At 60.6% G+C, this 12063-nt stretch carries 17 protein-coding genes and 2 pseudogenes; 5 read left to right on the top strand and 14 right to left on the bottom strand.

From position 1 onward, the window contains the following. Position 1: 1 nt before the first annotated feature. The 13 genes and pseudogenes from N1937_RS26585 to N1937_RS26525 all read right to left on the bottom strand — a co-directional run. Positions 2-418, bottom strand: a complete 417-nt coding sequence (locus tag N1937_RS26585) for a hypothetical protein (RefSeq protein ID WP_170256694.1) — start codon at positions 416-418, stop codon at positions 2-4. Between the two features lie 40 nt (positions 419-458). Beyond that, complete coding sequence (locus tag N1937_RS26580; RefSeq protein ID WP_162116403.1) at positions 459-749, bottom strand: hypothetical protein; 291 nt, start codon at positions 747-749, stop codon at positions 459-461. Positions 750-1121: 372 nt separating this feature from the next. Further along, entirely contained in the window at positions 1122-1283 is a 162-nt protein-coding gene (locus N1937_RS26575) for a hypothetical protein (RefSeq protein WP_017967429.1), read from the bottom strand. A gap of 84 nt (positions 1284-1367) precedes the next feature. Further along, positions 1368-1556 (bottom strand): hypothetical protein, encoded by a 189-nt coding sequence (locus tag N1937_RS26570; protein ID WP_260059393.1) that lies wholly within the window; start codon positions 1554-1556, stop codon positions 1368-1370. Between the two features lie 9 nt (positions 1557-1565). Beyond that, a complete protein-coding gene (locus N1937_RS26565) occupies positions 1566-1751 on the bottom strand; it encodes a hypothetical protein (protein ID WP_017967431.1) in 186 nt (61 codons plus the stop codon). Between the two features lie 10 nt (positions 1752-1761). Continuing rightward, entirely contained in the window at positions 1762-1977 is a 216-nt protein-coding gene (locus N1937_RS26560) for a hypothetical protein (RefSeq protein WP_170256555.1), read from the bottom strand. Between the two features lie 91 nt (positions 1978-2068). Further along, positions 2069-2284, bottom strand: a complete 216-nt coding sequence (locus N1937_RS26555; RefSeq protein ID WP_017967433.1) for a hypothetical protein — start codon at positions 2282-2284, stop codon at positions 2069-2071. Next, complete coding sequence (malQ, locus tag N1937_RS26550) at positions 2281-4188, bottom strand: 4-alpha-glucanotransferase (RefSeq protein ID WP_260059392.1); 1908 nt, start codon at positions 4186-4188, stop codon at positions 2281-2283. Before malQ ends, N1937_RS26555 begins: the two co-directional genes overlap by 4 nt. Positions 4189-4217: 29 nt before the next feature. Then, positions 4218-5987 carry a malto-oligosyltrehalose trehalohydrolase gene (treZ, locus tag N1937_RS26545; protein ID WP_260059391.1) on the bottom strand — a complete coding sequence of 590 codons (1770 nt, stop codon included), beginning with the start codon at positions 5985-5987 and terminating at the stop codon, positions 4218-4220. Positions 5988-6112: 125 nt separating this feature from the next. Then, positions 6113-6403 carry a type II toxin-antitoxin system RelE/ParE family toxin gene (locus N1937_RS26540; RefSeq protein WP_222295471.1) on the bottom strand — a complete coding sequence of 97 codons (291 nt, stop codon included), beginning with the start codon at positions 6401-6403 and terminating at the stop codon, positions 6113-6115. Continuing rightward, positions 6396-6653, bottom strand: coding sequence for a type II toxin-antitoxin system ParD family antitoxin (locus tag N1937_RS26535; protein WP_020486220.1), 258 nt, complete (start codon positions 6651-6653; stop codon positions 6396-6398). Before N1937_RS26535 ends, N1937_RS26540 begins: the two co-directional genes overlap by 8 nt. A 112-nt stretch (positions 6654-6765) precedes the next feature. Then, a pseudogene (locus N1937_RS26530) lies at positions 6766-7059 on the bottom strand (response regulator); the annotation flags it as partial. A gap of 1 nt (position 7060) precedes the next feature. After that, positions 7061-7408: pseudogene (locus tag N1937_RS26525) on the bottom strand (HAMP domain-containing protein); the annotation flags it as partial. 175 nt (positions 7409-7583) lie between these two features. On the opposite strand from N1937_RS26525, the gene N1937_RS26520 reads away from it, so the two are divergent. The 5 genes from N1937_RS26520 (at position 7584) to N1937_RS26500 (ending at position 11493) form a co-directional block, all read left to right on the top strand. Next, positions 7584-8048 (top strand): hypothetical protein, encoded by a 465-nt coding sequence (locus N1937_RS26520; RefSeq protein ID WP_170275947.1) that lies wholly within the window; start codon positions 7584-7586, stop codon positions 8046-8048. 78 nt (positions 8049-8126) lie between these two features. Further along, the gene (locus N1937_RS26515; protein ID WP_017967439.1) at positions 8127-8408 is read left to right on the top strand and encodes a hypothetical protein; all 282 of its coding nucleotides are present in this window, start codon (positions 8127-8129) and stop codon (positions 8406-8408) included. A gap of 264 nt (positions 8409-8672) precedes the next feature. Then, positions 8673-9698, top strand: coding sequence for an ABC transporter substrate-binding protein (locus tag N1937_RS26510; RefSeq protein WP_260059389.1), 1026 nt, complete (start codon positions 8673-8675; stop codon positions 9696-9698). After that, positions 9695-10735 carry a FecCD family ABC transporter permease gene (locus tag N1937_RS26505; RefSeq protein ID WP_260059388.1) on the top strand — a complete coding sequence of 347 codons (1041 nt, stop codon included), beginning with the start codon at positions 9695-9697 and terminating at the stop codon, positions 10733-10735. The genes N1937_RS26510 and N1937_RS26505 overlap by 4 nt, the downstream gene beginning before the upstream one ends. Next, positions 10732-11493 carry an ABC transporter ATP-binding protein gene (locus tag N1937_RS26500; protein WP_017967442.1) on the top strand — a complete coding sequence of 254 codons (762 nt, stop codon included), beginning with the start codon at positions 10732-10734 and terminating at the stop codon, positions 11491-11493. Before N1937_RS26505 ends, N1937_RS26500 begins: the two co-directional genes overlap by 4 nt. Positions 11494-11505: 12 nt before the next feature. Here the strand turns inward: N1937_RS26500 and N1937_RS26495 are convergent, their stop codons facing one another. Next, on the bottom strand, positions 11506-11973 hold the full coding sequence (locus N1937_RS26495; RefSeq protein WP_017967443.1) for an Lrp/AsnC family transcriptional regulator: 468 nt from the start codon (positions 11971-11973) through the stop codon (positions 11506-11508). Positions 11974-12063: the final 90 nt, after the last annotated feature.

Genomic DNA, 12063 nt, shown 5'->3' with positions numbered 1-12063 from the left:
GTTAGAGCCGGTCGCGGACAGAGTCATAGAACTCGCGCAATTCGTCCAGTGCCGGCCGATAGCGATAGCGCCGCGGCGGCTCTGCACGACGTCCGGTGAAGATAAGCGCTAACGCGCCACATACAGCCGCCACCACGACCAATGTCGAGACCGGGTGATGCTTCACCGCCGCCTGCGTCTGCCGCATTGCGTCGCCGGCATTCCCCTTGGCCGATTGGGCGGCGTTGGCCACCCGCTGCTGGAGCGCGTCGATTTGTTTTCGCAGCGCGCTCAGGTCTTCCTGCAGATCAGACTCTGCCTGCCTTGGAACTCCGACGGAGGCGGTATTCGTATCAATGATGGCTTTTGGCACGGGCTCGCCAATTTTGGCTCCCGTGGTGTCGAGTGTTTTCGTTGCTGTGCTCTTGCGGGGCGGCATGATCATTCTCCTTCCTAATCTCTCAAGGCAACTGCTCGTTTTAGTCGTCGTCGAGCGAGAAAACCGGGCGGTAATGGCGCTCCGCGATAAGCAAGCTCCTGTCGGGTCGGATGACGTAGATTTCCTCAACCTCGCGTCCCCATTGATCGGTGAAGGTGTGCGGGAAGGATGAACCTGCGGGCGACTTCGTCAACTTGGTGCGGGGCTGGCCACCATAAGTGATGCTGCCAGGAATGGGAGCGAGGCCTGACGACGAATAACCGCCTACACTCGTCGTGCAGCTTGTCAGCACAAGGGCGAAAACCAGCGCAAATCCTATCCTTAGCTGCATCGGAACCTTCACTTCTTCCTGTCCCCCGAGTGTTGCTCGTCTTTCGCCAAGGTAACCAGGCTTGAGGGACATTTGTTCCAGAATTTGCCTGAGACATGAGACAGGCGAGGCTCCCGATTGAACCGGAACAACCCCGTCATCGCGTAGCTCGGTCAGCAAAGGAGATACGCTGTTGCGGATTGCTGACTGGCGCAGCCAATCGACAATCGTAAGGGCGCCAAGGCGCTGGGACTTGTCAGCGGTATTAAATCAGGAATCGCACTGATGAAAGAATAGGATTTGCACGAGGGACTAAGAACAACCCGAACGCAGCATCAGCGTCCCAGCGGTGCCGGCGCAAGGACGAGTCGGCAGCGGCGGACGCCGCTGCCGCTACAGCTCATCGCTGCGACGCTTCACTGCGTGCTTCAGCGCAATCAGATGTTTGCGCCGCTCAAGCATATAGTCGGCATAGCCGACACAGATAAACAGCAATGTCGGGCCGGCGAAGATGACGATGAGAGCCAATGCAACAAGAATGAATGCGGTCGTCATGGTCTGTGTTCCATCATATTGGTCATGTTGTGCGGAAGGACCTCGTGCCTTCCGCCGATCAGTTTCCACCGCTGCGGCTGCCGCTCACTTTCGCTGCGGGTCGTGGCTGTGATGGCGATCATGCTCACCGCCACCGCCTGAGACCTTGCTTTGCGTGCGCCTGTCCGGGCTCTGCCGCCGCTTGGGTATTTCGAGCGGAGCCTTTGCGTTTTCATGCGATGCGCCGGGGCCACCCTGACGGATGGTCGACGGGCTCTTCTTCGATGTAGACATCGATGCCTCCTACCGGTCCTGCTGGTTACCCTGATGGGTCGTATTGATCTTGCTATTGCCTTGCTGCCCCTTCTTGTCGGGGTTTTCAGCGCTGCTTGCCATTTCGGCATCGTCAGCACTGGTCCTCGCTCGCTTGCCAGCGACGCCCTTGCCGCTGACATTCTCGGCTGGAACGGGGGGTAACCTGCTGCTCATCAACGTCTCCTCATTCAGGATCTCGATTGGCGCTGTGATCTGAATATTGCTCAGTCTGGACCGTCTTGCTGTCGAGGCCGCGCTCCTTGGAGTGCCGGGCCTTGTCGCGGTTGGAAAGGACCATGTTTTCGCGAAGCTGCTCCTCGTCGAGATTGGTCATCGCGCCGCTGCCGTCGCCCTTCCCCTTCGCTCCGGCGCCAATATGTTTTCGGTCGGCATTTGCCATAGTCTTTCTCCCTTCGGTTATCAGGTCAAACAATCAAAACCCGCGGAGGTTCCGCCTGAAAAACAAATCGCGACAGCAAGGGCGGGTGTTCCTACGATTTGTCCAGATGCCTGCGCAGTTCGTCCTTATGGATGAAGTGATCGGTTTTGCCCGGCTCATGATCGGGATGTGAAACCTCCACATCGAGTTCATCAGGAAGCGCGATCGCCTGTTTGGCGTTCATGATGCCCAGCGCAATTCGCCCTTCTTCGGTATCTACGGCGACTTCGACCAGCTGTTTCTTAGAAATCATCTCGAGGATCCTCATCCTTGCCTATTCAGAATCCGCCCATCTGCTATTCGTTCCCTCGCCCCTCGATTTTGCGGCCTTTCTTCTCCCATCGCCGCCGTTACGCGCTTGAGTAGCGGACTCGACGTCATATCCTCGAGCAACACCGATAGCTTCGGCCTCCAGTTCGGATAGCTGTCGCTCGTGCCTGGAATATTGGTCGGCTTTTTCTCGTCGGTGAGATCGGCAAGACGCACTGCGGCGAGAAGCGATGGAGTCCTGGCAATGAAGCGATAGGCGCTGACGGTCAGTTCCCGCAGCGCCTCCCGACTTCCCCGCGCGGTAAGCCCAGCGGGCAGGTCGAGGCCGGCCGCCTTGAGCGCCGCCTTCAGGCTTCTCCGCTCGCGCTTACGATGTTCGAGATGTCTTTCGGTAAGATCCGGCGGCACGATGCCGTGATCGCACCGGTCCTGAATGTCGGCGCCGCGCCACCAACCGGCAAGGGTCCGGTGGTCGTGCGTCGAAATGCAGGCCAAAGCGAGCACGGGATAGGTGTCCGCCGGCTTGAAGCCCTTCTCGTCCTGTTCATAGGAAAGGATGCGGTAGGAGAGAATGTGGGCTGCCGCCAGATCGTCCTGCAATCCCTTGGGGATCAGTCCCAGGTCTTCTCCGATGACGAGGCACCGATGCTCGGCGGACACTTCTGCGAGGATCTGCAGGAGCCGATCCTGGGGATAGCGGACATAAGCGCCGTCGTCTGGTTTGCTGCCCAATGGCACCAGGAAGAGGCGGCGAAGCGCTGCGGCGTGGTCGATACGAATGGCGCCCGCATAGCGCATGGCAGCGCTCACCATGCGCCGGAAAGGCGACATTTCTCCTGCCGCGATCGCGGAAGGCAGGTACCCAGCGAGGTGCCAGTCCTGTCCATCTATGGCGAAGGGATCGGGTGGGCTGCCGATCGTGGCCTTCGAGAGATAGATATACGGCTCGCTCCATGTCGCCGAGCCGTCGACCGCCTCCCCGACGGCAAGATCGAGATAGAGTCCGATCCGCAGGCCGGCCTTCCGCGCCCGGTCCGCTGCCTGCATCAGCTGCCGATGGGCGAGCCATTGCAACCACATGTGAAAGCGCACATCGTCCGCGTGTCCACGCTCGAATTCGGCGACGGCTGCGCTGTCAAAGCGCTGGAAATCCGCCGGCCACCGTTGCCAGCCAGCGCCCGCCCCCCGCTCGACCATGGAAAACGACAGGCATTCGAAAAGCGCGTGCAGCCGCAAGCTGTTTCCTCCTTGCGCGACGAAGGCATCGAAATCAGCCGGATCATAAGCCTCGTCGATCACGCTGCGCCTTCGCCAGACCGGCCAGAGATCGCGAAGAGCCTTCAGCTTGATCTCTGCGACGCCGACGTAGTCGACGAGATCGGTTTGGCGAAGGCTTGCCAATTTCCGTTCGAGTTCCGGGTCACAGGCAAAACCCGGCAACCGGTCGACCGCGACATAGAGTGGGTTGAGATGCTGGCGGCTCGAGGGCTCGTAGGGACTGCAACGCTCGGGATCGGCGAGAAACGGCGCGTGAAGCGGGGTGAGGCCGATGAAATCGGCGCCCAGCGATCCCGCGAGATCCGCCATATCCGAGAGATCCTCGAAGTCTCCTATGCCCCAGTTACGTGCCGAACGGAGTTCGTAAAGCTGCAGGCTTATGCCCCAGACCGGCGTGTTGGAAAGGAAATCCGGCAGAAATGACCTGGCGATCTTCTTGGCCGCAGGCTGCCGCCGCGGCGCACCGATCTCGTGATCAGCCGCTCCCGCCAAGTCGATCTTCAGTGCCTGAAGGATCTTGCGTTTGGTCTCGCCTGATATCGCCACCTCCTGATTGTCGGGACTGGGCCTGGTCAGGCCGATGCCGTGCCGGCGGGCGAGCTTGTCGAGGTCAGCAGATTTCATCGTTCGATCGCCTTCCTGTCAGCGCGCCATCAAGCCTCGCTGATGCTCCAGATCACCGTCCAGGGCGCGAGATTGCCACCATCGCTGCCGCCGAGACGGAAGATCGTCTCGCCGTCGTCTCGCTCCGAGACGAGCGGCGCCGTCTCGGCGCCGAGGTTGGCGTGCAGATGAAGACGTCGGTTTTGCGCCAGGCTCCAATCCACCGAGAGCGCGCTTCCCGCCGAGCGATAGACCGCGTTTCCGGCGCCGGCGCCTTTGAGCAAAGGCACGATCCTTCGGTGTCGAAGGTCGAGAAGCGTCCTGTAAAAATCAAGGATCTCGGAAGAGGTGAGTTTCGACCAGTCCAGCTTGGCGGCGGCGAAGGTCGATGGCGCCGTCGGGTCGAGAAGATCGTTGGCGTCGAATCCCGGCAAACGGGAGAGCTCCTCGCGACGGCCCTTCCTGACCTTCTCGTTCAAGTCCTCGTCGAAATCGCAGAAGAAAGGGAAAGGCTCTTTGGCGCCCCATTCCTCGCCCATGAACAGCATCGGGATCTCCGGCGCCAGCAGGTAGATGGCGACGACGGCCTTGACGACATCGGCAGGGCTCGAAGCAAGTATCCGGTCCCCCAGCGCCCTGTTGCCGATCTGGTCATGGTTCTGGATGAAGGAGATGAAAGCGGTGGGCGGGAGGTGGCCGCTCGGCCTGCCGCGGCTTCCACCGCGGTAGGGCATGTGTTCCCCCTGAAACACGAAGCCTTCCGCCAGCGCCCGGCCGAGCTTGCCGGCGTCACCGGCGTAATCGGCATAATAGCCGAAGGTTTCGCCCGTGGCGGTGATATGCAGCACATGGTGGACATCGTCATTCCACTGGGCGGTGAACAGCCTCACTTCCCCGTTTTCGTCACGCTGCAACAGGTCGCTGTCGTTCTCCTCGTTTTCGACGATCAGATGAACATGCCGGTCGCCCGCCGCGGCCCTGACACGCCGGGCAAGCGCATGAAGCAAATGCTCCGCGCTGTCGTCCTTGATGGCGTGGACGGCATCGAAGCGGAAACCGTCGAGCCTGAATTCGGTGACCCAGTAGATGGCGTTTTCGATGATGAATTCGCGGATCATCTTAGATCCGTCGCCGTCGTAGTTGATGCCGTTGCCCCAGGGCGTCTTGTGATGATCGGTAAAGAGTGGCGCATAGGCCGGGATATAATTGCCGTCCGGCCCGAAGTGATTGTAGACCACGTCCAGGAAAACCGAGACGCCGCGCTGGTGCGCTGCGTCCACCAGCGCCATGAAATCTTCCGGCCGGCCGTAGCTGCGGTCCGGAGCATAGGGAAGCACGCCATCATAACCCCAGCTGTAACGTCCGGGGAATTCACTAAGCGGCATGATCTGCAGTGCCGTGACGCCCAGCTGCTGCAGATAGTCGAGATGCTCGATTGCCGCCTTGAAACTACCCTCCGGCGTGAAGCAGCCGATATGCATCTCGTAGATGACCATCTCTTCCCAAGGCCGACCCGCCCAGTCGATCGTCTTCCAGCGATAGAAGGAAAGGTCGACCACTTCGCTCGGCCCGTGCACATCCTGCGGCTGAAACCGCGAGGCGGGATCGGGAATTTCGAGACCGTCCGGCAGGACGAAGCGATAGCGGGTACCGACACTGGCATCCGCGACCGTATAGTGGTGCCAGCCGTTTCCGACCGCCTGCATCGGCCGCGGATCAGCGCCTTCGAGTTTCAGCGACACGCTTTCATGCAAGGGAGCCCAGAGGCGAAACAGAATGCCCGTTTCGGTGAATGCGGGGCCGAACGTCATTTGGGTCAAAGGAAGGCCTTCGATGAAATCGGGGATGGGATTTGGGTAACTTTTGCGGGAGCAAAAAGTTTCGTCAGCAAGCGGACGCGCGAAAGCGGCCGCTGTCACCATTCACCGAAACATAGAAGTCTGGGTCAGTCGAGCCAGGTCGCTGGCTCGCGCATTCCATGTACGACCACGACAATTTCGGCGCCGTAATTGGTGGGCTCATAGACGGCGATGTAGCGCCCCTCGATAAGCAATCGGGCCGCGGGGCTGATTTCCGGGCGCGCAGGCCCCATTTCGGGATGAGCGGCGACCAGTTCGAACTTGTCGAAAAGTTTTTGCAGGAGCCTGTCGGCATCCAGTTCATTGTGAACGGCGATATTGCGCCAGATATCGCGCATCTGGCGCTGGGCACGCGGAGACAACTTATATTTAGCCACGAACTGCGCGTTCTGCTTTCAGTTCTTGCAGGAAGGCCGCAGGGTCAATCTCTTCGGGTTCGCCGCTGGCTTTACCTTCGGCATATTCCCGCTTGAGTTTTTCCAGTTCAAGCGCGCGAATTTCCTCCCGCTGTTCCAGCAAGCGGAGGCTATCACGCATGACTTCGCTGGCGCTGGCATAGCGTCCACTTTCAACAAGCTCACGGACAAAGCCTTCATAGCGAGGCCCGATATTATAGCTGGAGGGCATGGCAATACCTTTCATCGAAGCCATGTTATCAGTTTTTGATAACCTGGACAAATAAAACTGCCGTCAACCGCCTTGACTGCGACCCGAAATTGCGGCGCCGGCACTTCGACTGTCAGCCCGCCGCGACTTTGCCCGAGAGAGCCTGATCCATCGCCGCCTGAAGCTGTTCCTGCGTGAATGGTTTCTTCATCCGCAGCATCCGGCCGGGGCCATGGTCTTCGGAAAACTCGGCATAGCCCGAGGCAAGGATGATGGGCAGGCCTGGAAAGGAGGAGCGAAGGTGGCGCGCAAGCTCAGCGCCCGTCATGCCCGGCATGGCATGATCGGTGATGACGAGATCGCAACCCTGTCCGTCGGCAAAGAATTCCAAAGCCTGGGAAGCGGAAGATGCCTCTTGCGGCAGGTGCATTGCCGCGTGCCACGGCCGTGGTCACCTGGGCGATATTACGGACCTGGGCCGTGAGGTTGCCGCACATGGCATTAACGGAATCGGTCAGGTCCTTTCCAGGTGCCTGCCACCCCGGACACCAGAGCCTGCCCGCCGAGCTTGCCTTCGGTGCCGACCTCGCGGCCGACGCGCGTCACTTCCGAGGCGAAGGACCTGAGCTGGTCGACCATGGTGTTGATCGCTTCCTTGAGCTGCAGGATTTCGCCGCGCACGTCAACGGTGATCTTCTTGGAAAGATCGCCATTCGCAACGGCGACCGTGAGTCGGCGATATTGCGCACCTGCGCCGTCAGGTTCGAGGCAGCGCTCAACTCGGAAATTGCTATGGGCCGTCCCGTACACAGCTTATCATAATTCAGCGCTTAAAATGAGCCCGATAGTTGCAGGTATCGAAAATGCGCGCCGGAAACCGTCTGGCCGGAATTTGCGGTTTTTCGTGCGCGGGGGAACACTTGCCTGCCGGCTGTCGTTTCCGTCCTGACAATGGAGAGCGACATGTCGAACGTCTCGAGGACAGGCAAGGAAGAGATCAACAACGCGACCAGCCAGACCACCTTCGGAAAGTCGGTCGAGAGCCAGGCGCAAATTAGGGATGCGGCTGCGCAAGCGTCGCCCGACGCTGGCAGTGAGATGCTCAACATCTACCGGTTGGAGCCGATCGCCGCACCCGACGATCCGCGATGGGACAATTCCCCCGGACATGGCACCATCGTCGTCGCCGCCAGAACGCCGGGTGACGCCAGGATCGTCGCAGCGGCGGGCGAACTCGACTTCATGGAAGTGGATGCGGCTCCCGCCGAGGATGTGACGACGGTCAATGCCAGCGCCTTTCGGGACGACAAGCTCTACACTGTCATCGAGATCGATCGGAACAGGCGCGATGTCACGCGCGGGATCGTCGACGGTGTAGTCACTATCGACTCGATCCGACCGGTTCAAACGGACTGACGTAGCAATATCCCCGGCGCAATCGGCGAGGCGCCGGAGCGTCACCATAATAGGTCCTCTCGTTTCCTCGGAGTTCTCATGAATACGGCCAACCTCCAGCTCAAGGGCCTGATCATGGCCATGGCGTCGATATGTGATGCGATCGTCGAGAAGGAACTGCTTACCAGCGGAGAACTCAATGCCGCGCTCTCGAAAGCCACGAAAGCAATCGAGGAGGACGACGACCATGAACTGTCGGATGCTAACCGCGCAGCGATCCTGTTCCCCATCCGTGTGCTGCAGCTCGCCGAGGAAGCAGGCAGGAAAGGCGAACGGTTGACGTTTTCGGACTATGCCAAGCTCGTGGCAAAGCTGACCTGAACATGTCCGATGGCTTTACCCTGATGCCGTCGACTTTGGAGCGGGTTCGCTTGGCTCCGTCACGGAGGATCGGGGCCAAGCCGTTTCCTCTCCACGGTCATCCAGAACGCATATGACCCGGAGCAAGGCGGCAGACTTTCTGGCACCGGAACGCACAGGGCACCTCCCCCTGTCAATTTTGCGATAAGTGGATTTCTTTTGTCTTGTTTTCTGCCTGTTTCTGAGGCTATAGCCCGGCCCCATATATTCACCGGGAATTTCTTCGTGACCAGCCTCAAATCGCTTCTGGCCGCCTGCGGCCTCTCAACCCTGATCGGCCTTGCCGCAAATCCGTCTTTGGCCGGTTCGACAACCTACCCGCTGACCCTGGAAAACTGCGGCGCGCAGGTGACGTTCCAGAAGGCACCCGAACGGGCGATCGGCCTCGGCCAGAACAGCGCTGAAATCCTGCTGCTGCTCGGCCTTCAGGACAAGATGGCCGGCACGGCCTTCTGGCCAAGCAAGGTTCTGCCGCAGCTCGCGGAAGCCAATGCCAAGGTCAAGCTTCTAACCGTAGAGATGCCGACCTTCGAATCGATGCTCGCCGAAAATCCCGATTTCGTCGCAGTGGCCCTGCCGAGCCTGGTCGGGCCGAACAGCAAGATTGCCAAGCGCGAAGATTTCGACAAGGTCGGCGTCGCCACCTATCTCTCGCCCAGCACCTGCCTGAGCACCAAGGACGTCAAGGACCAGTATGGCAGCCGCGCAGAGCTGTGGAACATGGATCTTCTCTACAGGGAGATCGACGAACTCTCTGAGATTTTCGACGTCGCCGATCGCGGCCAAGCGCTGATCGCCGACTTCGAGGCGCGCGAAGCCAAGCTTCGCTCCGGCGTTTCGAAGGACGGCAAGAACATTTCCTACGTCTTCTGGTTCTCCAGCCCCAGCCCGTCGGCCGACGCCTATCTCGGCGGCAAGAACAGCGCGTCCGGCTTCATCGCCGACTTGCTCGGCGGACACAACGCGATATCAGCGGAAGCGGAATGGCCGACGCTCGGCTGGGAAGGCATCATCGCCTCCAATCCCGACGTCATTGTCGTCGCCAGTCTCGACCGTAACCGCTGGGAGCTCGACAAGCCCGAGGCCAAGATCAATTTCCTGAACACCGATCCGGCCGTCAGCCAGATCCCTGCCGTCAAGAACAAGGCGATCGTGATCATGGACGGCCAGGCCATGAACCCGACCGTCCGCACGGTCTACGGCGCCGAGCAGGTGGCCGGCCAGCTGAAGGCTCTCGGTCTTTTGAAGTGACGGACGCGGGCCGCATCTTCCGGCAGCTGGGAGCCGTCCTCGCACTGCTCGTCGCCTCTTTCTGCCTCATCGCTATCGCCATTGGCATCAGCGTCGGGATCGGCGACCTGCCGATCCCGCTTGCAACCACGTTTTCGGCCGTCACCAACCGGCTGGGATGGACCGCGGTCGAACTGAACCGCATCCATGAGACCGTCATCTGGGATTATCGTCTCAGCCGGGCGCTCGTCGCCGCGTTCTGCGGCGCGGGCCTCGCGCTGTCGGGCGCGATCATGCAATCGCTGCTGCGCAATCCGCTCGCCGAACCTTATGTTCTTGGCATCTCCGCCGGCGCCTCCTCCGGCGCCGTCGCGATCGTCATCTTAGGGATCGGCGCCGGCGCGGTCTCGCTTTCCGCCGGTGCCTTTGCCGGTGCCTTCGCAGCCTTCTTCTTCGTCGCCCTGCTGTCGAACGGCACGCGCGGCGGTGCGGATCGCACCATCCTTGCCGGTGTCGCCGCTTCGCAGCTTTTCAACGCCACGACGTCCTATATCGTCACCACCTCGGCCAATGCGCAGCAGGCGCGCGATGTCATGTTCTGGCTGCTCGGCAGCTTCGGCGGCGTGCGCTGGCCGGAATTCGCGCTGGTCTCGATCATTGTCGGTATCGGCCTCGTCGGCTGCCTATTTTATGCCCGTGTGCTCGACGCCTTCGCTTTCGGCGACGAGGCAGCGTCCTCGCTCGGCGTCAATGTCGGCCGCGCGCGGATGGTGCTCTTCGCGCTGACGGCAATGATGACGGCGACGATCGTCAGCATGGTGGGGTCTATCGGCTTCGTCGGCCTCGTCGTGCCGCATGTCGCCCGCTTTGTCGTCGGGCCGCTGCATGTCCGTCTGCTGCCGGCCTGTGCCATGACAGGGGCGATCTTCATGGTGCTCGCCGACATCGCCGCACGCGCCCTCATTCCGAACCAGATCCTGCCGATCGGTGTCGTCACGGCCCTGGTGGGCGTCCCCTTCTTCTCGATCATCCTTTACCGATTCCAGCGCGCATCATGAGTATCAAGGCCGACAACCTCACCTGGAAAATTGGCAGGAAAACCATTCTCGACGGCGTTTCCATGGAGGCGCAGCCCGGCCGGATGCTCGGCCTGCTCGGGCCGAACGGCTCGGGCAAGACCTCGCTGCTGCGGCTTCTGGCCGGCCTGAAGCGGCCGCATTCCGGCCGCGTCACGCTCGACCGGAGCGACATCGGCACGATCAGCCGCCGCTCGATCGCCCGAAGGATTGCCTTCGTCGAGCAGCACGCCACGACAAATGCCAATCTCAGGGTCGTCGACGTCGTCAAGCTTGGCCGGTTTCCGCACCGGTCGATGTTTTCAGGCTGGACGAAGGCGGACGAAGAGGCGGTCGAAGAGGCGCTGGCGCGCGCCGGCATGGCGGAGAAGCGCGACGATCGCTGGCAGAGCCTGTCGGGCGGCGAAAAGCAGCGCACCCATATCGCCAGGGCGCTCGCCCAGTCGCCCCAGGAGCTGATCCTCGACGAGCCGACGAACCATCTCGACATCCAGCACCAGATCGGCCTGATGCGGCTCGTCTCCGGCCTGCCGATCACCAGCATCGTCGCCCTGCACGATCTCAACCATGCAGCCATGTTCTGCGACGAGCTTGTTATCATGCAGCAGGGCAGGATTGTCGCCTCCGGCGCACCGCAGGACGTATTGAGCGAAGACCTTCTGCGCGAGGTCTTTTCCGTCGAGGCCCGCATCGAAGCCTCGCCCCATCATTCGCGCCCGCACATCCACTATCTCAGGTGACAGCGGCCGCTCTCACGTCACGATCTGCAGCGGCAAAGCGGTCGTCTTTTTCAGTGTCTTGAGGACGATGCTCGATTTGACCGATGCCAGATTATCGGTGACCCGGATCATTCTTTCGAGAAACTGACTGAGATGGTCGAGGTCGCGCGTCATGACCTTCATCAGAAAGTCGGCGTCGCCCGTCTGCGAGTAGCATTCCAGGATCTCCGGCGCGGTCTCGATGAAACGATGGAGCCGCTCGTTTCCGCCTTCCGTATGCGCGCGCAGGCTGACAAGCGTATGCGCAACGACGGTGAAACCCAGCCTCACCGGATTGAGGATGGCGACAACGCTCTGAATATATTGCTCCTTGCGCAGTCTTTCCAAACGACGTGCGCATTGAGTGGCGGACAGGTTGACCTTCTGGGACAGCTCGCCCTGCGTCACCTCGCTGTTTTGCTGGAGGGCGGCAAGCAATTTGATATCGAACTGGTCGAGCATGGCCTGCCCTCTCATATAAGGGGAATTTCTGCGTAATATACCCGCAATTCGCCGATTGTCTGCATTGACGCGACTATAAAAGGAGATAAT

It is taken from the genome of Rhizobium sp. WSM4643 (assembly GCF_025152745.1).
Lineage (GTDB): Bacteria > Pseudomonadota > Alphaproteobacteria > Rhizobiales > Rhizobiaceae > Rhizobium > Rhizobium leguminosarum_I.
This window is presented reverse-complemented; position numbering and strand designations above follow the sequence as displayed.